The sequence below is a fragment of the Pseudomonas sp. FW305-E2 genome, assembly GCF_058782925.1.
Map to the genome: position 1 here is coordinate 9,401 of NZ_JBYSYE010000032.1, position 25,294 is coordinate 34,694.

5 protein-coding genes are annotated in these 25,294 nt (G+C 66.0%); all 5 read left to right on the forward strand.

What is annotated here, in order from left to right:
- Nucleotides 1–151 precede the first annotated feature (151 nt).
- Entirely contained in the window at nt 152–19,087 is an 18,936-nt protein-coding gene (locus tag AC3WLP_RS20340) for a BapA/Bap/LapF family large adhesin (RefSeq protein ID WP_088513035.1), read from the forward strand.
- 63 nt (nt 19,088–19,150) lie between these two features.
- On the forward strand, nt 19,151–20,587 hold the full coding sequence (locus AC3WLP_RS20345; RefSeq protein ID WP_088513036.1) for a TolC family outer membrane protein: 1,437 nt from the start codon (nt 19,151–19,153) through the stop codon (nt 20,585–20,587).
- Nucleotides 20,584–22,752: a type I secretion system permease/ATPase gene (locus AC3WLP_RS20350; RefSeq protein WP_003247299.1), complete on the forward strand. Its 2,169-nt coding sequence runs from the start codon at nt 20,584–20,586 to the stop codon at nt 22,750–22,752. Before AC3WLP_RS20345 ends, AC3WLP_RS20350 begins: the two co-directional genes overlap by 4 nt.
- The gene (locus tag AC3WLP_RS20355; RefSeq protein ID WP_003247300.1) at nt 22,749–23,933 is read left to right on the forward strand and encodes an HlyD family type I secretion periplasmic adaptor subunit; all 1,185 of its coding nucleotides are present in this window, start codon (nt 22,749–22,751) and stop codon (nt 23,931–23,933) included. The genes AC3WLP_RS20350 and AC3WLP_RS20355 overlap by 4 nt, the downstream gene beginning before the upstream one ends.
- Nucleotides 23,934–24,320: 387 nt before the next feature.
- On the forward strand, nt 24,321–25,220 hold the full coding sequence (locus tag AC3WLP_RS20360; RefSeq protein ID WP_088513037.1) for a chemotaxis protein: 900 nt from the start codon (nt 24,321–24,323) through the stop codon (nt 25,218–25,220).
- The last annotated feature ends 74 nt before the right edge of the window (nt 25,221–25,294 follow it).

Below are 25,294 nucleotides of genomic sequence, written 5' to 3' on the forward strand. Positions count from 1 at the left end.
TTGCTTCCCCACCGGCTGCTATATCTCCCTAACCACCCGTTTGTCGACTGCCTGGTCGAGGCTGTGCGTAAGACCCCTGAAAGGGCTCTGTTACGTCGGTTGTGGCCCGAACACTCGGGCCGGGGGATCCGGATATCAGCAGGGAGCATCCATGGACAACATCGTCGTCGCCGATAAGCAATCCGAAGTCGCCACTCAGAGCGCCTGGGGCAATATCAATCTAAACGCACCAAGCGTCGTGCAGGTACCGGTTTCTCCAGACAAAGTGGCCACGGTCACCCAGCGCGGGCAGGACCTGATCGTCACCCTGAAGTCGGGGGAAAAGATCACCATCGGTAACTTCTTCGCCGTGGACCAGGCCGGGGTCGGCAGCGATATGGTCTTCGTCGGCGAAGACGGCACCCTGTGGCATGCCCAGTACGATGCGGCAGCGTTCACCGGTTTCACCTTCGAAGAAGTGGCCTCGCTGGACGAACTGGTCGCAGGCATCGGTACTGCAGGCAGTGCCATGCCAACTTGGGCGATTGCCGGGCTCAGCCTGCTGGGCGTGGGCGGCGCAGCAGCAGCGGCGGACAATGGAGGCGGGGGCAGCAGCGGCGGTTCCGACCCCGACACCAGCGCACCGGCCACACCGATCGACCTGCTGGTTTCGCCGGATGGCTTGCGTCTGACCGGCCGTGGCGAAGCAGGCACCACGGTGAACATCCGCGACGCCGCCGGCAACCTGATCGGCAGCGGCACAGTGGGTGCCGACGGCAATTTCAACGTGACGTTGAATGCACCGCAGATCAACAGCGAAAACCTTGATGTCACCCTGACCGACGCCGCCGGCAATGTCTCGGCGCCTGGCACTGTCACTGCGCCGGACGCAACTGCACCACTGGCGCCGACCGACCTGGCTATCGATGAGCAGGGTAACACCCTCACCGGTCGTGCCGAGCCCGGCTCGACGGTTTCCGTGCGAGGCGCTGGTGGCGTATTGCTGGGCACTGCGGTGGCCGGTGCGGACGGCCAGTTCAGCATCACTCTGCAACCGCCACAAATCGACGGCCAGGCCCTGGAGATCAGCGCCGCAGACGCGGCTGGCAATATCTCGCCAGTTGCCAGCATCACGGCGCCGGACGTCGACACCCCAGATACCACAGCCCCTGAACAACCGACCGACCTGGCCTTGGCCGATGGCGTCACTTTCACCGGACGCGGTGAGCCTGGTGCTACCGTGCAGGTGCGCGATGCTGCCGGCAACCTGATTGGCACCGGTGTCGTCGGTGCCGATGGCCTGTTCAGCCTCACCCTGTCGCCTGCCCAGACCAATGGTGAAGCACTCGACGTGCGTCTGGTGGATGCCGCCGGCAACAGCTCTGCCCCATTGCAATTCGATGCGCCGGACATCACACCGCCTGACGCAGTAACCAATATTACAGTTGGTGCTGACGGCCTGGCCCTGAGCGGTCGCGGCGAGCCAGGTGCCACTGTCGAAGTGCGCGATGCCAATGGCACTGTGATCGGCACGGGTGTCGTGGGTGCCAACGGCACCTTCCTGATCGACCTCGCCCCAGCCGCACAGCCGGGCGAGCAGTTGAGCCTGGTGCAGACCGACCCAAGCGGTAATGCTTCAGTGGCTACCGAGTACGATGTACCACTGACCACCGCGCCCGACAGCCCGAGCAATCTGGCCATCGATGCTGATGGCACCACCCTCACCGGTACCGCGCCGGCTGGCAGCCGTGTGGAGGTGCATGACGCCAACGGCACGCTGATTGGCAGTGCCATTGCCAACGCCGATGGCAGCTTCAGCATCGAACTGAATCCCGCACAAGCCAACGGCGAACTGCTGGACGTGGTTGCCATCGATGACGGCGGCGTTTCCTCGCTGCCCGCACAGATCACCGCGCCCGACATCACCGCCCCTGCCGCACCGACCGAACTGGCGGTGAGCGCGGACGGCAGCGTTATCACCGGCCGTGCCGAACCGGGCAGCACCGTGCGCATCGTGGCTGCCGACGGAACCGAACTGGGCACTGCCGTGGTCGGCCCGACCGGCGTGTTCAGCCTCAACCTCAACCCGCCACAAGTTGACGGCGAAGTGCTGCAAGCCACGGCGACCGATGCCGCTGGCAACACATCGCCAAGCAGCGCAGTTACCGCACCGGATATCGACGGTATCGATACCACGCCACCCGCAGCCCCGACTGACTTGGTGATCGGCCTTGCCGGCAGCCAGCTCAGCGGTCGAGGCGAAACCGGCTCTACCGTGCAGGTGCGTGACAAGGCCGGCAACATCCTCGCGACTGGCACCGTCGCTGCAGATGGCACCTTCGTCATCGCCCTGGACCCCGCCGTGAACGATGGCAGCACCTTACAAGTCACCCTCACCGACGCTGCCGGCAACGTATCCCAACCAGGCTCGGTCACCTCGGCCGACTTGCTGCCGCCCGCACAACCGACTGACCTGGCCCTAGCCGATGGTGTCACCTTCACCGGTCGCGGCGAACCCGGCGCTACCGTGCAGGTACGCGATGCCGGCGGTGCTGTCATCGGTACTGGTGTCGTCGGTGCCGACGGCCTGTTCAGCCTCACCCTGTCGCCTGCCCAGACCAATGGTGAAGCACTCGACGTGCGTCTGGTGGATGCCGCCGGCAACAGTTCGATACCGCTGGAGTTCACAGCCCCGGATATCACACCGCCCGAGGCGGTCACCGACATCCTGGTCGGCCCAGGTGGCACGGCCCTGAGTGGTCGCGGCGAACCGGGTGCCACTGTCGAAGTGCGTGATGCCAGTGGCACCGTGATCGGCACGGGTGTCGTGGGTGCCAACGGCACCTTCCTGATCGACCTCGCCCCAGCCGCACAGCCAGGCGAGCAGTTGAGCCTGGTGCAGACCGACCCAAGCGGTAATGCTTCGGTGGCTACCGAGTACGATGTACCACTGACCACCGCGCCCGACAGCCCGAGCAATCTGGCCATCAATGCTGATGGCACCACCCTCACCGGTACCGCACCGGCCGGCACCCGTGTGGAAGTGCATGACGCCAACGGCACGCTGATTGGCAGTGCCATTGCCAACGCCGATGGCAGCTTCAGCATCGAACTGAATCCCGCACAAGCCAACGGCGAACTGCTGGACGTGGTCGCCATTGATGACAGCGGCGTTTCCTCGCTGCCCGCCCAAATCACCGCACCGGATATCACCGCCCCTGCCGCACCGACCGAACTGGTGATCAATGCCGACGGCAGCGTGGTCACCGGCCGTGCCGAACCGGGCAGCACCGTACGCGTGCTGGCCGCCGACGGCACCACTGTGCTGGGTAGCGTGGTAGTTGGCGCTACCGGCAGCTTCAGCATCACCCTCGACCCGCCACAGATAGACGGCGAAGTGCTGCAAGTGACGGCCACCGATGCGGCAGGCAACGCCTCCACCGCCAGTAACCTTACCGCGCCGGACATCGACGGCGGCGATACCACCCCGCCTGAAGCACCGACCAATCTGGTGATCGGCGTTGCCGGCAGCCAACTCAGCGGTCGTGGCGAAGCCGGTACCAGCGTTCAGGTGCGCGATGACGCAGGCACCGTAATTGCCACGGGCACGGTCAATCCGGATGGTACCTTCGCGATCACCTTGAACCCGGCCATCACCGATGGCAGTACGCTGCAAGTCACCCTCACCGACGCCGCTGGCAACATATCCCAACCGGGCTCGGTCACCTCGGCCGACTTGCTGCCGCCAGCACAACCGACTGACCTGGCCCTGGCCGATGGCGTCACCTTCACCGGTCGCGGCGAGCCCGGCGCTACCGTGCAAGTGCGCGATGCTGCCGGCAACCTGATTGGCACCGGTGTCGTCGGTGCCGACGGCCTGTTCAGCCTCACCTTGTCGCCTGCCCAGGCCAATGGTGAAGCGCTCGATGTGCGTCTGGTGGATGCCGCCGGCAACGCCTCGGCGCCACTGCAATTCGATGCGCCGGACATCACACCGCCTGACGCAGTAACCAATATTACAGTTGGTGCTGACGGCCTGGCCCTGAGCGGTCGCGGCGAGCCGGGTGCCACTGTGGAAGTGCGTGATGCCAATGGCACCGTGATCGGCACGGGTGTGGTGGGTGCCAACGGCACCTTCCTGATCGACCTCGCCCCGGCCGCGCAGCCGGGCGAGCAGTTGACCCTGGTGCAGACCGACCCAAGCGGCAACGCTTCCTCGGCACTGCAATTCGAAGTCCCGGTCACCACTGCGCCTGCCAGCCCCAGCGACCTGGTATTCGCCGAAGACGGCAGCAGCATCAGCGGTACCGCACCTGCCGGCACCCGTGTGGAAGTGCATGACGCCAACGGCACGCTGATTGGCAGTGTGGTGGCGGGCCCCGACGGCAGCTTCACCGTTACCCTCGACCCGGCCCAGGCCAACGGCGAACTGCTGGACGTGGTCGCCATTGATGACAGCGGCGTTTCCTCGCTGCCCGCTCAAATCACCGCACCGGATATCACCGCCCCTGCCGCACCGACCGAACTGGTGATCAATGCCGACGGCAGCGTGGTCACCGGCCGTGCCGAACCGGGCAGCACCGTACGCGTGCTGGCCGCCGACGGCACCACTGTGCTGGGTAGCGTGGTAGTTGGCGCTACCGGCAGCTTCAGCATCACCCTCGACCCGCCACAGATAGACGGTGAAGTGCTGCAGGTGACGGCCACCGACGCGGCAGGCAACGCCTCCACCGCCAGTAACCTTACCGCGCCGGACATTGACGGCGGCGATACCACCCCGCCTGAAGCACCGACCAATCTGGTGATCGGCCTTGCCGGCAGCCAGCTCAGTGGTCGAGGCGAAGCCGGCACTACCGTGCAGGTGCGTGACGCGGCCGGCAACATCCTCGCGACCGGTACCGTCGCCGCGGATGGCACCTTCACCGCCACCCTGAATCCTGCCGTGAACGACGGCAGCACCTTGCAAGTCACCCTCACCGATGCCGCCGGCAACGTATCCCAACCGGGCTCGGTCACCTCGGCCGACTTGCTGCCGCCTGCACAACCGACTGACCTGGCCTTGGTCGATGGCGTCACCTTCACCGGTCGCGGCGAGCCCGGCGCTACCGTGCAAGTGCGCGATGCTGCCGGCAACCTAATTGGCACCGGCGTCGTCGGTGCCGACGGCCTGTTCAGCCTCACCCTGTCGCCTGCCCAGGCCAATGGTGAAGCGCTCGATGTGCGTCTGGTGGATGCCGCCGGCAACGCCTCGGCGCCACTGCAATTCGATGCGCCGGACATCACCCCACCTGAGGCAGTAACCAATATTACGGTTGGTGCTGACGGCCTGGCCCTGAGCGGTCGCGGCGAGCCGGGTGCCACTGTGGAAGTGCGTGATGCCAATGGCACCGTGATCGGCACGGGTGTGGTGGGTGCCAACGGCACCTTCCTGATCGACCTCGCCCCAGCCGCGCAGCCGGGCGAGCAGTTGACCCTGGTGCAGACCGACCCAAGCGGCAACGCTTCCTCGGCACTGCAATTCGAAGTCCCGGTCACCACTGCGCCTGCCAGCCCCAGCGACCTGGTATTCGCCGAAGACGGCAGCAGCATCAGCGGTACCGCACCTGCCGGCACCCGTGTGGAAGTGCATGACGCCAACGGCACGCTGATTGGCACTGTGGTGGCGGGCCCCGACGGCAGCTTCACCGTCACCCTCGACCCGGCCCAGGCCAACGGCGAACTGCTGGACGTGGTGGCCATTGATGACGGCGGTGTTTCCTCGCTGCCCGCCCAAATCATCGCACCAGATATCACCGCCCCTGCCGCACCGACCGAACTGGTGATCAATGCCGACGGCAGCGTGGTCACCGGCCGTGCCGAACCGGGCAGCACCGTACGCGTGCTGGCCGCCGACGGCACCACTGTGCTGGGTAGCGTGGTAGTTGGCGCTACCGGCAGCTTCAGCATCACCCTCGACCCGCCACAGGTAGACGGCGAAGTGCTGCAAGTGACGGCCACCGATGCGGCAGGCAACGCCTCCACCGCCAGTAACCTTACCGCGCCAGACATCGATGGCGGCGACACAACGCCACCGCAGACCCCGACCAACCTGGTGATCAGTGCTGCCGGCAGCCAACTCAGCGGTCGTGGCGAAGCCGGTACCAGCGTTCAGGTGCGCGATGACGCAGGCACCGTAGTTGCCACGGGCACAGTCAATCCCGATGGTACCTTCGCCATCACCTTGAACCCGGCCATCACCGATGGCAGTACCCTGCAAGTGACCCTGACCGACACTGCCGGCAATGTCTCGCAACCCGGTTCGGTCGCCGCGCCAGACCTGCTGGCCCCAGCGCAGCCAACCGAGCTGGCCTTGGTTGATGGCGTGACCTTTACCGGCCGCGGCGAGCCCGGTGCCACCGTACAGGTGCGCAATGCCACCGGCAGCCTGATCGGCACTGGCTTGGTCAACGAAGACGGCACCTTCAGCGTCACGCTGTTCCCCGCCCAGGCCAATGGTGAGGCCCTGGACATTCGCGTGGTAGACGCCGCCGGCAACAGTTCAACGCCGCTGGCGTTCACTGCACCGGACGTCACGCCGCCAGCTGCCGTCAGCAACGTCGTGGTGGGCGCCGATGGCCTGGTGCTCAGTGGCCGTGGCGAGGCCGGCGCTACCGTACAGGTACGTGATGCCAACGGCTCTGTCATAGGCACCGCCACAGTCGGCGCCAACGGAACCTTCTTTGTCGACCTCACCCCAGCCGCGCAACCGGGCGAGCAATTGAGCCTGGTGCAGACCGATGCGAGCGGCAACGCCTCTGAAGCCCTGCAATATGAAGTCCCGGCAACCACGACCCCAGCCAGCCCAAGCGACCTGGTGGTGGCTGCGAACGGCGCCAGCATCACTGGTACAGCCCCGACGGGCAGCCGTGTGGAAGTACACGATGCCAACGGCACACTGGTCGGCAGTGTGGTGGTAGGTGCCGGTGGCACCTTCACCGTCATCCTCAACCCGGCCCAGGCCAACGGCGAACTGCTGGACGTGGTGGCCATCGATGGCACCGGCGCTTCGTCCCTGCCGGTGCAAATCGCTGCGCCAGACATCACCCCGCCGGTCACCCCGAGCGAGCTAGCGATCAGTGCCAACGGCAGCGAGGTCACCGGCCGCGCCGAAGTGGGCAGCACCGTGCGTGTGCTGGCCGCCGATGGCACCACCGTGCTGGGTAGTGTGGTGGTCGACGCCACTGGCAGTTTCAGCATCACCCTCGACCCGCCGCAGGTGAGTGGTGAGGAACTCCAAGTCACTGCCACCGACGCCGCCGGCAACACCTCCACGGCCGGCGACATCACCGCGCCGGACATCGACGGTGGCGACACCACACCACCGGATGCCGCAACCAACTTGGTAGTCGGCCTGGCCGGCGCCCAGCTCAATGGCCGCGGCGAAGCCGGGGCCAGCGTGCAGGTGCGCGATGCCCAGGGCAATGTACTGGCCAACGGCTCGGTCAACCCGGACGGCACCTTCCAGATCACCCTTGACCCACCGGTGAAAGATGGCAGCAACCTGCAAGTGGTGCTGACCGATGCCAGCGGCAATGCTTCTGCCCCGGCGTCGGTGGTTACCCCGGACTTGCAGGCCCCGGCTCAACCGACCGGTGTAGCCTTGGCCGACGGCGTGACCCTGAGCGGCAACGGCGAGCCAGGCGCGACCGTGCAGGTACGCGATGCCTTGGGCAACTTGCTCGGCACTGGCCTGGTCACTGAAACCGGCAGTTTCAGCATCAGCCTGTCGCCGGCCCAGGCCAATGGCGAAATCCTCGACATCCGTCTGATCGATGCCGCCGGCAATGTCTCTTCCCCCTTGCAGTTCGAGGCCCCGGACATCACCGTGCCTGCCGCAGTCAGCAACATTGTCGTCGGCGCCGACGGCCTGACCTTGGGCGGTCGCGGCGAAGCCGGTGCTACCGTCGAGGTGCGCGATGCCAATGGCACGCTGATCGGTACCGGCACAGTGACCGCGAACGGTACTTTCCTGATCGACCTCGATCCAGCTGCACTGCCGGGTGAACGCCTGAGCCTGGTACAGACCGACCCGAGCGGCAACGCCTCTGAAGCGCTGACCTACGACGTGCCACTGGTGGTCACCCCGACCAGCCCGAGCGAACTGGTCGTCGCCGCCAATGGCAGCAGCATCAGCGGTTCTGCTCCTGCTGGTAGCCGCGTGGAAGTGCATGATGCCAACGGCACGCTGGTCGGTAGCATCGTGGTGGGTGCCGAGGGCACCTTCACCGTGGTGCTTACACCGGCCCAGGCCAATGGCGAATTACTGGACGTGGTGGCGATCGACGACAACGGCACCTCGTCGTTGCCGGTGCAGGTCGCCGCACCAGACATCACCGCGCCTGTGGCGCCAAGCGATCTGGCAATCAGTGGCGACGGTACCGTTGTCAGCGGCCGCGCCGAAGCAGGCAGCACCGTCCGTGTGCTGGCCGCCGATGGCACCACTGTACTGGGCAGTGTCGTGGTGGGGGCCAGCGGTGCCTTCAGCATCGGCCTCACCCCGCCACAAGTGGCAGGCGAGCAGTTGCAGGTGACGGCCACCGATGTCGCAGGCAACGCCTCCACGGCCGGCAGCGTCACCGCACCGATCGTGGACAACGGCGGCGACACCACACCGCCGGAGCCCGCTACCGAGCTGGCCATCAGTAACGATGGCCGCACAGTCTCCGGGCGCGGCGAAGCGGGCGCCACCGTGGAGGTGCGCAACGATCAGGGGCAGGTGCTGGTGAGCGGCACCGTTCAGCCCGATGGCAGCTTCAACGTGCAACTGCCAACCCCGGTAGTGGATGGCTCGTCCCTGCAAGTGACCCTGACCGATGCCGCCGGCAACGTCTCTACACCTAGCCCGCTGACGGCGCCCGACCAGGTAGCACCGCTGCAACCCACCGACCTGGTGCTGAGTAATGGTGACAGCCTGGTCGGTACTGCAGAAGGGGGCGCACGGATTGAGGTCAAAGATGCCTCGGGCAACCTGATCGGTAGCGCCATTGCCGAGCCGGATGGCAGCTTCAGCCTGACCCTCGACCCGCCCCAGGCCAATGGCGAAACCTTGTCCATCACCGTGACCGATGCGGCAGGCAATACCTCGGTGCCGCTGAGTTACGTGGCCCCGGACATTACCGCACCGGCGATCGTCACTGACGTGCTGGCAGGCGATGGCAGCCTGGCCGTGTCTGGCCGTGGTGAGCCAGGGGCCACAGTCGAAGTGCGTAATGCCCAAGGCGCAGTCATCGGTACTGGCACCGTGGCGCCAAATGGCACCTTCGTGATTGACCTGGAGGCACCGTTGGCCGCAGGTGAGAACCTCGTGCTGGTGCAGACCGATGCCGCTGGCAATACCTCGGCAGGGGTCAGCGTGACCGTGGCCGATACACCGCTGCCCGAAAGCCCGAGCGGCGTGGTGGTGGCCGGTGACGGCTCCAGTGTTTCCGGTACCGCACCGGCAGATACGCAAGTGCAAGTGCGCGACGCGCAGGGCAATGTCCTGGGCAGCACCCAGGCCGGCCCGGATGGCAGCTTCACCATCGGCCTGACCCCCGCACAGGCCAACGGGGAAGCACTGGATGTCGTCGCGGTTGACGAAGCTGGCAACAGTTCGTTGCCGACCCAGATCACCGCGCCCGATATCACCCCGCCCAATGAAGCCAGTGAACTGCAACTGAGTGCCGATGGCGGCCTGCTCACCGGTCGCGGCGAACCAGGCACCACCGTGCAGGTCATCAACGCCGACGGCACTGTGCTGGGCAACGCCCAGGTCGGTGCCGACGGTGTGATCAGCGTGGTCCTGAACCCAGCGCAGACCGACGGCCAGGAACTGGACGTGGTCCTGCGCGACCCCGCTGGCAACACCTCGACCGCCAACATCGTCGCGCCCGATACCGACGGCCCGCTGCAACCCTCCGGGCTGGCCATCGATACCGCTGGCATCCACCTTACCGGCCAGGGTCAAAGCGGCTCAATCGTCACCGTGCGTGACGCCGACGGCAATGTGCTGGGCACTGCCACCGTGGGCGGCGACGGCCGTTTCGACGTCACCCTCAACGCGCCACAGCGCAATGGCGAAAGCCTGACCGTCGAAGCGACCGACAACCTGGGCAATAGCGCAGGGCCGGTGGACTTCACCGCCCCCGACTCTACCCCGCCGCAAGTGGTCACCAACCCGGCCATCGACGGCACCGGTACCACGATCACCGGCAACGGCGAACCGGGCGCCACCGTGACCGTGCGCGGGCCGGATGGCAGCGTGCTGGGCAGCACGGTGGTTGGCGCGGGTGGCGCTTTCGAAATCACCCTCGACACGCCGCAAACCAACGGCCAGGCACTGACCGTGGAGCAACGCGACGCGGCCGGCAACCTGTCGGCGGCAGTCGACGTGTCGGCACCGGATACCCAGGCACCCGATAGCCCCACCGGTCTGGTCCTGGCTGGCGACGGCAGCAGCCTGAGCGGCAGCGGCGAGCCGGGTGCGCAGGTGACCGTGACCGGCACTGGCGGCACAGTACTGGGCACCGCAACGGTCCAGCCCGATGGCTCCTTCCAGGTGGCCATCGACCCGCCACAGCTCAATGGCCAGACGCTGTCTGTCACTCAGGCGGACAACAGCGGCAACGGCTCGCCCGCTGGCACCGTGACCGCACCTGACTTCGAGGCACCGCTGCCGGCGCAAGGGCTGGGCCTTGATCCTACCGGCACACTGCTCAGCGGGCAGGGCGAGGCAGGCAGCACGGTAGAGGTACGTGATGCCGCAGGCAACCTGCTAGGCACCATCCCGGTGAATGCAGACGGTACGTTCGAAGTGGCACTCTCCCCGGCCCAGACCAACGGTGAAGTGCTGTCGGTGGTGCTGATCGATGGCGGCGGCAATGCCTCGCCGTCGGCCACTTTCACCGCTGACGACAGTACCGCGCCAGCTGCGCCTGCCGGCCTCACGATCACCCCGGGCGGCAGTGCCATCCAGGGTACCGGTGAAGCTGGCTCCACGGTGGAAGTGAAGCTTGCCGACGGCACGTTGGTAGGCACCGTCGTCGTGCCCGCAGGCGGCAGCTTCACGGTCCCACTATCGCCCGCCCAGTTGGACGGCCAGGCCCTGGATGTGACGCTGACCGATGCGGCCGGCAACATTTCGCAGCCCAGCCAGATCCTTGCGCCTGACATCACGCCACCGGCACTGCCCACCGACGTTGCAGTCAGCAGCGATGGCACGGCTGTGACCGGTAACGCACCTGGCGCCAGTTCGGTGACCGTGAGCGATGGGGCCGGCAATGTGATCACTGTTGCGGTCAACCCGGATGGCAGTTTCAGCGTGCCGCTGGATACACCACAGAACAACGGCCAGACCGTAACCGTGGTAGTGACCGACGCAGCCGGCAACGACTCGGCACCGGTCTCTGTCACCGCGCCGGACACGACCAACCCAGAACCGGCGACCGGGCTTACCGTAAGCCCGGATGGCAGCACGGTCGGCGGCACAGCCGAGCCTGGCAGCACAGTGGAAATCCGCAACCCGGATGACACCGTGCGCGGCACTGTAACTGCAGGGCCGGACGGCACCTTCGTGATCCCGGTCGCCCCACCGCTGGCATCAGGTGAAACCGTCGAAGTGGTGGTGATCGACCCTGCCGGTAACGAATCGCCTGAAATACCACTGGCTGGCCCGACCGGTACCGAAGTGGCCACGCCTTCAGCCCTTGCCATCAGCGCCGACGGTTTCCTGCTGACCGGCCAGGGTACGGTCGGCTCGCTGATTACCGTAACCTCCGGGGGCACCACGCTGGGCAGCGCCACGGTCGGCAGCGACGGCACCTTCCGTGTGTTCTTCCAGAACGCCCAGCTCAACGCCCAGATCTTGCAGGTCAGTGCCAAGGCTACCGTCGATGGCCAGCCTTCGGTGCCGGCCATTATCGTGGCCAATGACACCACGGCACCGGACGTGCCGACTCAGGTAAACCTCAACGCCACCGGCAGTACGCTGACCGGCCAAGGCGAGGTGGGTGCAACTGTGCGCGTGACAGACCTACAAGGCACCTTGCTGGGGACTGCAACCGTCGACAGCAATGGCCTGTTCAGCGTCAGCTTCTCGCCGGCCGTGGCCAATGGGCAGAACCTGATCGTCACCCAGGCTGATGCTGCAGGTAACGTTTCGCTCGCGGCCACCCTGCAAGCGCCTGACCTGCAGGCACCGCTGGCGGCCAGTAACCTCAGCCTCAATAGCGCAGCCACCGTGCTCAGCGGCCAGGGCGAAGCCGGTGCCAGCGTCACCGTGCGCGACGCCAGCGGCGCCATCCTGGCCACCGGCACCGTCAACCAGAGCGGCCAGTTCCAGATCACCCTGCCCAGCGCGCAGGTGACCGGTAGCCCGCTACAGGTCACCCTCAGTGATGCCGCGGGCAATGTGTCCGGCCCGGCCAGCCTGGCCACGCCAGACCACACGCCGCCAGCGGCCATCAGTAACCCGGTGCTGAGCCAGGACGGCCGGCAGCTTTCCGGCAGCGGTGAAGCGGGCGCCACGGTACAGGTACGCAACGCCGCCGGTGCCTTGCTCGGCTCCGCCACGGTGGGCGCTGACGGTCGCTTCACGGTGACATTCGACACGCCGCAAACCAACGGCCAGGTCATCGGCGTGACGCAAGTGGATGCCGCCAGCAACACCTCGCCGGCAATCAATGTGACAACCCCGGACCTGACCCCACCCGCGCCGCTGACCAACGTGGTGCTGAACAACAACGGCCTGACCCTGACCGGCCTGGGCGAAGCCGGTGCCAGGGTCACCGTTCACGGCCAGGACGGGACCATCATCGGCACCGGCCTGGTGGCGGCCAATGGCAGCTTTACCCTCACCCTGAACAGCGCCCAGCTCAACGCCCAGCACCTGAGCGTTACGCAGACCGACGCGGGCAACAACACCTCCACCGCCGTGGCGGTCACCGCGCCGGACTTCACCCCGCCTACGGCACCGACAGCACTCGCGCTGTCCGGTACCGGGCTGCAACTGACCGGTAACGCCGAAGCCGGCAGCACCGTGACCGTGCGCGATGCCAGCGGCAACGTGCTGGGCACAGCGGTAGCCGGCAGCAACGGCACCTTCCAGGTCACCCTGAACAGTGCCCAGACCAATGGCCAGATGCTGCAGGTGACCGCCACCGACGCAGCCGGCAACGTGTCGCCGGCCGCACCTTATACTGCAGCCGACACCACGCCGCCGGCCGCCGTGACCAACCTGGCTGTCTCCGCCAATGGCGCCACCCTGACAGGCGATGGCGAAGCAGGCGCAACCGTGACCGTACGGGCGCCGGACGGTACCGTGCTGGGCAACGCTACAGTGGCCGCCGACGGTCACTTCAGCGTATCCCTGTCGCCGGCAGCGATTACGGGTGAAAGCCTGAGCGTGGTCCAGGCCGATGCCGCACAGAACGTCTCCCCTGCACAGAGCGTGACGGCGCCAGGCGCGCTGGCACCGGCCACGCCGGACAACCTGATACTGGCCGCCGACGGCCTGTCGGTGACCGGCACCGCCGAGGCGGGTAGCACAATCAAAGTGTACGGCACCAACGGCGTATTGCTGGGCAGCAGCCCGGTCGCCAACGACGGCACGTTCACTGTCAATCTCGGCAGTGCGCAGGCCAATGGCGAAGTGCTGCAGGTCAGCGCAACGGGCCCCGATGGCAGCGTATCGCTACCCGCTACCCTGCAGGCACCCGACACCACGGCACCGCAACCACTGACCAACCTGGCGTTGTCCAGCGACGGCCTGGTACTCAGTGGCCGCGGTGAAGCAGGTGCCACCGTTACCGTGATTGGCGAAGGCGGTATCGACCTGGGCACTGCCGTGGTCGATGCCAATGGCAACTTCAATGTCAACCTGAACAGCGCGCAGATTAACGGCGAACAGCTCAGCGCCAGCCAGTCCGATGTGGCCGGCAACGAGTCCAACAGCGTCAGCCTGACAGCCCCTGACCGCGTCGCGCCGGATGCTGCCGGCAACCTGGCCTTCGCCGGGGGTGGCAGCTTGTTGAACGGTACCGGCGAAGCGGGTGCCGCCGTGCGTGTGCTCGCCGCCGATGGTTCGGTGCTGGGCAGCGCCACGGTGCGCGCCGACGGGACTTTCCAGGTCAACCTCGCATCGCCCCAGGCCAACGGCCAACAGGTGCAGGTGGTACTGACCGATGCGGCCGGCAACCAGTCTGCCGCCAGCGCCATCACCGCACCCGATACCACACCGCCAGCGGCACCCGGCGAACTGGCCGTTTCCGGTGATGGTGTCACCCTCACCGGCCGCGGCGAAGTGGGCGCGCGGGTGACCGTGACCAACCCGGCAGGCGAGGAAATCGGCAGCGCCACCGTCGATGCCAGTGGCCACTTCACCATCACGCTGAGCCCGGCACTGGGCAACGCCGAGCTGCTCAGCTTCACCCAGGCCGATGCGGCCGGTAACGTGTCGGCAGTGGCAACCCTGCAAACCCCCGACTTCACCCCGCCCGACCCACTCACCCAAGTGGTGATCAACGCCGACGGCAGTGTGGTCAGCGGCCTGGGCGAGGCCGGCGCCACGGTAATCGTCAGTAACGCGGCCGGTACCGTACTGGGCACGGGTATCGTACTGGCTGATGGCAGCTTCAGCGTCGAACTGTCACCCGCACAAATCAACAACCAGACACTGTCGGTACTGCAGGCCGATCCACCCGGCAACGTCAGCCTGCCGGTCAACGTGCAAGCGCCGGACCTCACGCCGCCAGCGGCAGCAACCGAGCTGCGGCTCAATGCGGCAGGTGACGAGTTGGGCGGTGTCGGCGAAGTGGGCGCCACCGTGCGCGTGTACGTCGGTATCACGCAGGTGGGTACCGGCACAGTGGGCGTCGACGGGACCTTCATCGTCGAGCTGGATGCAGCGCAGCTCGATGGCCAGGTGCTGCAGGTCACCCTGACCGATGCAGCCGGCAACATCTCGCCAATCAGTTCGGTCACGGCCGTGGACACAACACCACCGGCCACCGTGGTCGCCACCATCAACGACAGCGGTACCCAGGTGATCGGTACTGCCGAAGCCGGCACCCGCGTCACGGTGGTCAACAACAACGGCGACCTGCTGGGCCAGGTAACGGTGGAGCCGGACGGCACCTTCGTCCTTGACCTGAACCGCCCGCAAATCAACGGCGAAACGCTGACCATCATCGCCCAGGACGCCACTGGCAACCCGTCGGTACCGCTGGCAGTGACTGCGCCAGACCTGACGCCACCGGTGCAGCCGACCGACCTGCTGCTCAACGCAGCCGGTACGTCGATGACGGGTACGGCCGAAGCCGGCAGCACGATCACGGTGCGCGGCCCGAACAACAACATCGTGGGCACGGTGGAAGTGGGTGAGAACGGCCAGTTCACTGTGCCGATCAGCCCGGCACAGAACAACGGCCAGTTGCTGACGGTGGTGTCCACCGATGATGCCGGCAACGCTTCGGTGGCTGTCCCTTACCAGACCAACGACACCTCGCCACCCGACCTGGTGACCAACCTGGCGATCAACAACACCTTCAACGTGCTGACCGGCAAGGGCGAAGCCAATGCCACGGTCACCGTCAGCCTCGACGGAGACGTGATCGGTACCGGCGTGGTGGATGCCGCTGGCAACTTCCAGATAACGCTGGTGCCGGCGGCGGGCTCGCTCGCAACCCTGGAAGTGACACAGTCCGACGGCATCAATACGTCTGCGGTCGCGACCTACCTCACACCCTTGATCGCACCACCCGTGCCGCCCACCGACGTGACCTTGGGCAGCGACGGCCTGACCCTGACAGGCAGTGCACCCAGCGGTGTGGGCATTCGCGTGTACGACGCTGCAGGCAACCTGATCGGTACAGGGGTCGCAAGCCTGAACGGCTCCTTCACCCTGACGCTGGACGCAGCCCAGCTCAATGGCGAACACATTTCGGTGACAGCGGTGGCGCTGATAGGCGGCGAATCGCAGCCGACCTTCCTGCAAGCGGCCGACATCACGCCACCGACCAACCCGGTGGTCACCAGCCTGTCTGTCAATGGCCTGGTGCTGACCGGCACGGGTGAAGCCGGTGCCACGGTGACAGTGCGTGATGCCGGCAACAACGTGCTCGGCACGGCGGTGGTGAATGGCGGTGGCGTGTTCACCGTCAACCTGAACGCCGCGCAGCTCAACGGCCAGGTACTGGGCGTGAGCCAGGCTGACACTGCAGGCAATGTGTCCGGCAGCACAAGCTACACCGCCGCAGACCTGCAGCCACCTGCTGCCCCCACCAACGTCGCCATCAACGGCACCGGTACCGTGCTTACCGGTAGCGGTGAGGCGGGCGCTACCATTACCGTCCAAGGCCCGAACGGCCAGGTGGGTACCGGTGTGGTACAAGCCAACGGCACCTTCAGCATTACCTTGACCTCGCCACAGAACGACGGGCAACTGCTGGTGGTACGCCAGGCCGATGCTGCCGGCAACCTGTCCGCCAGCACCAGCCTGACTGCGCCGGACACCACCCCGCCAGCCGCCCCGCTGGCCACCATCAACGCCAACGGCACCTCGGTCAGTGGTGCTGGCCAGGTCGGCAGCACGGTCACCGTGCGCAACAGCGCCGGTACCGTACTGGGTACCGCAACGGTGGGCAGCAACGGCCTGTTCGTGGTCAGCCTGACTGCGGCGCAGATCGACAACCAGGCGCTCAGCGTCACCCTCACCGACAGCGCCGGTAACGTGTCCACAGGCACTGCACTGACCGCACCGGACCTGACCCCGCCTGCGGCTGCCGGCAACCTGCTGTTCAGTGCCGACGGCAGTACCCTCACCGGTACTGGCGAAGTGGGTGCCACCGTCACCGTACGCAGCGCCGGCGGGACCGTGCTGCAGACCGCGACGGTGCAGGCGGACGGCACCTTCACCGTGACCCTGAGCCCGCCTCAGGACAACGGCCAGATCCTTTCGGTGACCCTCAGCGACCCGCGCGGCAACGTGTCGGGCAACGTCAACGTCACTGCACCGGATGTGGATGCCAACGCGCCGGTCATCGCCAGCGACAACCTGGCCACGGCCACGGTCAACCTGGCAGCGGTCAGCGCCACGAAGACCTACACCGACAGCTTCACCACGCTACTGTCGGGGTTCTCCAAGACCTACACCTGGACGGTGGCAGCAGGCACCACGGCCGACCCTACCCTCACACTGACCACCAACAGCGTGCTGGCATTGCTCAATAACACCAGCTTCACCCTGCAGGTGAAAGACGCCAGCGGCACCTGGGTGACCATCGCCACCGGTAACACTCAGGGCCTGCTCGACCTGATCGTGTTGCCAATCGGCTTGCAGGTGGACATCGGCGTGCTGCAAGCCGGTGATTACCGACTGACCGTGGGCAGTGGCGGCATTGGCCTGATCACCGAAGTGAGCACCACGCTGGACATCGTCTCCACCAGCCTGACCCAATTCACCGGCACCGGCATTGCCACCTCTGGCAACGTCATTACCGACGTGGGTACCGATGGCGCAGTGGATGCTCGTGGCCCGGACAGCGCCGCCGTGCTGCAAGTGCTCAAAGACGGCAGCTACGTCTCGGCCGGGACCGCCACGACGGTTCAGGGCCAGTACGGCACCCTGGTCATCCGTGCGGACGGCAGCTACACCTACACGCCGAACGGCAGCCCGAACAGTGTCGGCAAGGTGGACGTGTTCAGCTACCAACTGGTGCACCCTAACGGCCTGTCCGATGCCGCCAACCTGTACGTGCGCATCGACAGCCCGCAAGCCACGGAGGTCTGGAGCGACACCAACTACGGTGCACCGGCCACGGTGGTCGACGCAGTCAACGACGTAGGTACCAGCCAGGTCACCCTGGACAACCGCGTGGACACCAGCAGCAGTACGCTGGGCTCGCTGAACCTGCCAGTGATCGGTACCCGCCAGGCCACCTACACCACCACGGTTGCCGCCAATACCACGGCCGACCTGCAGGTGGTGGTCAACTCCACCAACCTGTTGAGCCTGCTCAACGGCACCACCATCGAGCTGCTCAAGCTCAACCCGGCCACCGGCCAGTACGTGCTGGTGCAGTCGGTGCCAGGTGGTTCGCTGGTCAGCATCCTGGGCGGCGGCGCCGGGTATACCTTCGAGAACCAGGGCGCCGGTACCTACCACGTACGTGTCACCGCCGGCGGCATTGGCTTGCTCAGCTCCATCACCACCAGCCTGAACACCACCACAACGTACCTGACCGAGTTCGTGGTCAGTGGCGCGACAGCCGCCACCGGCAACCTGCTGGCTGACGACAACGTCGGTTCGGCCCTGACCGTGCTGAGCGTGCTGACAGCGGCCAACACCTACACCATCCCGGGCTACAACGGGGTAAGCGTGGCCGGCACCTACGGCACGTTGCTGGTGCATGCCGACGGCAGCTACACCTACACCCTCAACGCAGGGCTCACCTCGGCGGTGGTAGGCCAGCACGACACCTTCACCTACGAGCTAAGCCACCCGAACGGCACGACCGACACCGCAACCCTCACCATCAACGTGGACAGCGCCGCCGGCCTCACCGCCACCACATCGCTGCTGGCCGATACTGGCGACGAGTCCGCGGCACTCGCCAGCCTGGCAGCGGCCACCGATGTGATCGCCGGCACTGACGGCAACGACCACCTCGATGGCAGCCAGGGTGGCCACATCACCCTGCAGGGTGGTGCGGGTGACGACACACTGGTGGTGGTCGACCAGAACTTCGCCAGCGTCGACGGTGGCTCGGGAACCGACACCCTGCTGTGGGGCGGCGGTGATGCCAGCATTGACCTGGGCAACCTGGCCGGGCGCGTACACGACATCGAAATCCTCGACCTCAACGACACCAGTTCGGTGGCGCTCACCCTCAACCTGGCGGATGTGGTGGCCATCACCGAAACCGGTACCGACACACTGATCATCAAGGGGGACGACAAAGACTCGGTTCACATGACGGACAACTGGACGCTGGTCGGGAACCAAACTGCCGACGGCATCGACTATAACCAGTACACGGCCCAGGAGGATCCAAGCCATCACCTGTGGGTACAGAACGGTATCCATGTGGTTTGAGGCCGCTGTAAACCCGTCGGGTGAATACCCGGCGGCATGGACGACCAGCAGTAAGGGAATTATGTGAAGCGAAGCAGTCCGCTGTCACCGCTGTTGCTGGGAGCCTTCGGGCTCCTGGCCCTGAACTTCCACCCGGTTGCCCAGGCAGCCGATGATATAGACCCCCACCTGCGCCAGATCGGGCCGTCGCTGCTACGCGATGCGCCCGAAGCGGTGCCCGCCCGGCCCCCCATCGGCATGGCCCCGGTCGCCAGTGGCGAACGGCTGAGCCTTACCGACGCGGTGCTGCAGGCAGCGCAATGGCACCCGAGCATCGCTGAGGCCATCGGCAACCTTTACAAGCAGGGCGAAGGCATCAACGTCGCCCGTGCGGGGTATTACCCACAGATTTCCGGCGGTATCCGCACCGGTTATGACACCGGCTATGGCGGCGACCGCAATAGCCAGGCCCTGAACCTGTCGCTCAAGCAAATGCTCTATGACTTCGGCAAGGTCGACAGCGCCGTCAACGCGGCCCAGGCTGCCGCCGCCCGGGCCCAGGCCAATATCCTGCTGGTGGTCGACGACCTGGCCCGCGACACAGCCTATGCCTGGATCGAAACCCGCCGCTACGAGCAACTGATGACGATTGCCCGCGACCAGATTCGCGGCGTGGGCGACATTGCCGGCATGGCGCGCCAGCGCAGCGACATGGGCGCCAGCACCCGTTCCGACGTGGTACAGGCCGAGTCCCGCGTGGAAAGCGCCCGTGCCACCCTGGAGGAGTACCAGTCGCAGTACGAGCGCTGGCGCTCGACCCTGGCGGCGCTGATGGGCCGCGTTACCCCACCGGCACTGGCCGAAGGCTCACCCGCCGAGCTGAACCAGGCCTGCAAGCGCCCTGCACAGGGTGATGACCGCCTGCCAGCCGTGCTGATGGCCCTGGCCCAGCGCGCACAGGGCCAGGCCGAGCTGGCCCAGGCAAAGGCGGAGGCCTACCCTACCCTGTCGTTGCAACCGCAGGTCAATCATTACCTGGACGACGACTACAACCGCGATAACGCACGGCTGGACCGCACCCAGGCGGGCATCTACCTGAACGTCGAAGTCCCCATCTACCAAGGGGGCTCCATCAGCGCCCGTACCCGCGCTGCCGGCCACGCGCTGACCGCCGCCGATTCCGCCGAAGACGCCGCACGCCTGCAGGCGCGTCGGGGCCTGGCCGAGGCCAAGGCGCAAACCTCCGGGCTGGGCCGCAGGCTGACCTCGCTGGAAGCACGCCAGGTCAGCATTCAGGAGGCACGCATGCTCTACGGGCGTCAGTACCTGGACCTGGGCACACGGCCACTGCTCGACCTGCTCAACGCCGAGCAGGAGATCTACCAGTCACGCTTCGAACTTGCCGGCACCCGCTCCGATCTGCTGCGCCTGGATGTCGACTGCCTGTACAACACCGGCGCCCTGCGCACGGCCTTTGGCCTTGAGGGGCGCAACCTGCAAGGTGTGGAGATCCAGCCATGAGTGATTCGATCGATGTGACCCTGCCCAACCAGGCGCCCGCGCCGGAGCAGGCCGCCGCCCACCGGCCAGACCTGGGCCCCTGGCTTGAGGTGATGTTGCAGGTGGCACACCACTACCGCCTGGACGTATCACCCCAGCGTATTCGCCTGGCCGCTGCGGAGGATGCCCGCCCGTTGAATGAAATCCTCCGCCACATGGCACGTCAGGCGGGGCTGGCATTGCGCTTCGTGCACTTCGATGCCAAGGGCCTGCGGCAATGGCGCACGCCGCTGGTGCTGGAGCTGGACGATGGGCAGCTGGCGGTGGTCGAGTCGGTGACCGAAGAGGACGACCTGGCAGTGGTGTTCGCCGGTGACCAGGGCCTGACTTCGCGTCTGCCCCGCGACACCCTGAAAGGCCGTATCAACCGCGTGGCCCTGCTGCGCCCGGCCCGGCCACTGCGCGATGTGCGCACCGACGACTACACCGCGCCTTACGACCGCCACTGGTTCGCCCGCATCGTACTACGCGACCTGCGTCCCTATGGGCAGGTGATGGTCGCGTCACTGGTGGCCAACGTGCTGGCGCTGGCCGGCGTGCTGTTCTCGATGCAGGTGTACGACCGAGTGATACCGGCTGAATCCCTGCCCACCCTCTACGTCCTGTTTGGCGGTGTGGTGTTGGCACTGGTGTTCGACTTCAGCATGCGCCTGCTGCGGCTAAAGGTGACCGATCTGCTCGGCAAGCGCGCCGACCTGCGGGTGAGCGACCTGGTCTACGGCCATGCCCTGCGCCTGCGCAACTCGGTGCGGCCGAAGTCCACCGGCTCGTTCATCTCGCAGTTGCGCGAGCTGGAGTCGATCCGCGACCTGATCACGTCCAGCACCGCCACGGTGCTGGCCGACCTGCCGTTCTTCCTGCTGTTCCTGTTCGTGTTCTGGCTGATCGGCGGCGTACTGGTGTTCATCCCGCTGGTCGCGCTGCTGGCCATGGTGTTACCCGGGTTGCTTGCACAACGGCGCCTGGCACGGTTGGCCAATGCCTCGATGCGTGAGTCGGCACTGCGCAACGCCATGCTGGTGGAAAGTATCCAAGGCTTGGACGAGATCAAGGCACTGCAGGCGGAGGCACGCTTCGAACGGCAGTGGAACCAGTACAACGCGGCCTGCGCGCACACCAACCTGCGCCTGCGCACCCTCACCAACGGCCTGGTGACCTGGACGCAGAACGTGCAGGGTGCCGTGTTTGCCGTGGTCATCGTGATCGGCGCACCCATGGTCATCGCCGGCGACCTCACCACGGGTAGCCTGGTGGCGGCATCCATGCTTTCGTCGCGGATGATGGCACCGCTCGCCCAGCTGACCCATGTGCTGACCCGCTGGCAGCAGGCCAAGGTAGCGCTGCAAGGCCTGGACAAGCTGATGCAGTCGCCAGTCGACCACCCCGAAGGCGAAGCCCGCGTGCACCTGCCAGCCATTCACGGCGAGTACCGCCTGCGCCAGGCCAACTTCCGCTACAGCGAAGACTACCCGCCAGTGCTGAACATTGGCCGGCTGGACATCCAGCCGGGCGAGCGCATTGCCGTGCTGGGCCGCAACGGCGCCGGCAAATCAACCTTGCTGCAGGCGCTGGGTGGGGCCATGGACCTGGTACAGGGCGAGATCAGCCTGGACGGTATCGCCATGGCCCACCTCGACCCTGCTGACCTGCGCCGTGACGTCGGCCTGCTGCCGCAGTACGCGAGGCTGTTCCACGGCACCCTGCGGGAAAACCTCACCCTCGGCGCCGGCCAGGCCAGCGACCAGGAACTGGTGGCCGCGCTGGCCGCCACTGGCGCACTGGACTTCGTCCGCCGCCTGCCCAAGGGCATGGACCACTTGATCCTCGAAGGAGGCCTGGGCTTGTCTGGCGGCCAGCGCCAAGCCCTGGTGCTGTCGCGCCTGCTGGTACGCCAGCCGCAGGTGCTGCTGCTGGACGAGCCGACCGCGTCGCTGGACGACATGACCGAGCGCAAGCTGCTGGATAACCTGGAGCGCTTCTGTCAGGGCCGTACACTGGTGATCGCAACCCACCGACTGAGTGTTCTTCAGCGGGTCGACCGCATCCTGGTGCTGGACGCCGGGCGCATCGTCATCGATGACGCGCGCGATGCCGCCCTGGCCAAACTGCAAGGAGCCCAGGCATGAGCAACCATGAACTCCCGGCCTCCTACCTGGACGGGCAGGACGACCAGGCGGTATTCCGCGCCGGCCGCATCATCACCCTCTGCGCGCTGATGCTGGCGGCGTTCCTGGCCTGGGCCGCCTGGTTCGAGGTGACCGAGGTATCCACCGGCACAGGCAAGGTCATTCCAAGTTCGCGAGAGCAGGTCATCCAATCGTTCGAGGGCGGTATCGTCGCGCAGATGAGCGTGGCCGAAGGCGACCTGGTCGAGCGCGGCCAGGTACTGGCCCAGCTCGACCCGACCAAGACGGCTTCCAGCGTGGGTGAAAGCGAGGCCAAGTACCGGGCTGCCAAAGCCAGTCAGGCTCGCCTGCAGGCAGAGGTGACCGGCAAGCCCCTGACCTTCCCGGCGAGCCTGCGCGACTCTCCTGACCTGATCGATGCCGAAACCGCGTTGTACCAGACCCGCCGCCGCGGCCTGGAACAGACCCTGGCGGGTATTCAGGACTCGTTGCAGCTGGTGCGCAGCGAGCTGAAGATCACCGAGAACCTGGCAAAGATGGGTGCCTCCAGCCGGGTTGAAGTGATCCGCCTGAACCGCCAGCGTTCCGAGCTGGAACTCAAAGCCAACGAGGCGCGCTCAGACTATCTGGTGCGCGCCCGGGAAGAACTGGCCAAGGCCAGCGCCGAAGCGGACGCCCTGTCGGAAGTGATCCGCGGACGCAGCGACTCGCTCACCCGCCTGACCCTGCGCTCGCCGGTGCGCGGCATCGTAAAGGACATCGAGGTCAACACCCTGGGTGGCGTGGTGCAGCCCGGTGGCCAGGTGATGAAGATCGTGCCGATGGACGAACGCCTGCTGATCGAAACCCGCATCGCGCCACGGGACATCGCCTTCATTCACCCCGACCAGGCGGCCAAGGTCAAGATCAGTGCCTATGACTACTCGGTCTATGGCGGGCTGGACGGCAAGGTGGTGGGCATTTCGCCGGACACCCTGCAGGACGAGGTCAAACCGGAAATCTACTACTACCGCGTGTTCATCCGCACCGAACAGGACAGCTTGCAAAACAAGGCCGGCAAGCGTTTTGCGATCGTGCCAGGGATGATTGCCACGGTGGATATCCGAACGGGCGAGAAAACCATCCTCGATTACCTGATCAAGCCGCTGAACCGGGCCAAGGAGGCCCTGCGTGAACGCTGATCCAGGCGTTTAAACACCTCCCCCTGTGGGCGTGGACATGCCCGCGAACACCGGCGAAAGCCGGTGCCATGTACCGCGTCGCACGCTTCGCGGGCATGCCCGCTCCCACAAGTCCACCCTAGCACTCTTGGGTAGTGGGCATCTCGCCGGACACCCTGGCCAGAAACCATCCTGGGTTACCTGTTCAAGCCGCTGAACCGAGCATTTACACACATCCCTGTGGGAGCGGGCATGCCCGCGAACACCGGCGAAGCCGGTGCCATGTACCGCGTGGCATGCCCGCTTCCACAAGGGTCCCTAGCCCTCCTGGGTTCTGTGCAAAATGCCTAAAGCCCAACCCAAACAGGCCGATAACCGGTTATCCCCTGCTCCTCACCGAAGGTCACCATGGCCACGCAAAATGCCCGCGCGGATTCGCTATCCCTGCTGCTGTTCACCCTGCGCAGCGGCAAGCTGATGGCAATCAACCTGCTCAAGGTCAGCGAGATCATCCCCTGCCCGCCGCTGACCAAGCTGCCCGAGTCACACCCCCACGTAAAAGGTGTGGCAACCCTGCGGGGCCACTCGCTGTCGGTCATCGACTTGTCTCGCGCCATTGGCGAACAGCCACTGGTCGACCCGCAGGGTGGCTGCCTGATCGTTACAGAGATCAGCCGCTCGCGCCAAGGCCTGCATGTACAGGCAGTCAGCCGCATCGTGCATTGCCTGAGCACCGACATCAAACCGCCGCCCTACGCCTCGGGCACCCGCTCGTTCATCACCGGTGTGACGCGCGTGGACAACACCCTGGTGCAGGTGCTGGACATCGAAAAAGTCATACACGCCATCGCCCCGCCCGTCGCCGAACCAGTGCACGGCACCTTGAACGAAGAAGACGCCAGCCTGCTGGCCGCCGCCAACATCCTGGTGGTGGACGACAGCCAGGTGGCCCTGCAGCAGTCAGTGCACACCCTGCGCAACCTCGGTATCGAATGCCACACCGCGCGCAGCGCCAAAGACGCCATCAACGTGCTGCTGGAGCTGCAAGGCACCGCGCAGGAGATCAACATCATCGTCTCCGACATCGAAATGAGCGAAATGGACGGCTACGCCTTCACCCGCACACTGCGTGAAACCCCCGACTTCCAGCACCTGTATGTGCTGCTGCACACCTCGCTGGACAGTGCCATGAGCAGTGAAAAGGCGACCCAGGCCGGGGCCAATGCCATCCTTACCAAGTTCTCCTCGCCAGAGCTGACCGATTGTCTGGTGGTGGCTGCGCGTACCGTGGTGTTCGCCGAGCACTGATATATTCAGCGACAAACTCCCCGGCTTGCCGCCGGGGGTGACTCGGGCATAATTCGCGCCCCTCGCAAGAAAAT

Coding starts and splice junctions, on each gene's coding strand:
- AC3WLP_RS20360 (WP_088513037.1), top strand. CDS start 24,321: ATGGCCACGCAAAATGCCCGCGCGGATTCGCTATCCCTGCTGCTGTTC.
- AC3WLP_RS20355 (WP_003247300.1), top strand. CDS start 22,749: ATGAGCAACCATGAACTCCCGGCCTCCTACCTGGACGGGCAGGACGAC.
- AC3WLP_RS20340 (WP_088513035.1), top strand. CDS start 152: ATGGACAACATCGTCGTCGCCGATAAGCAATCCGAAGTCGCCACTCAG.
- AC3WLP_RS20350 (WP_003247299.1), top strand. CDS start 20,584: ATGAGTGATTCGATCGATGTGACCCTGCCCAACCAGGCGCCCGCGCCG.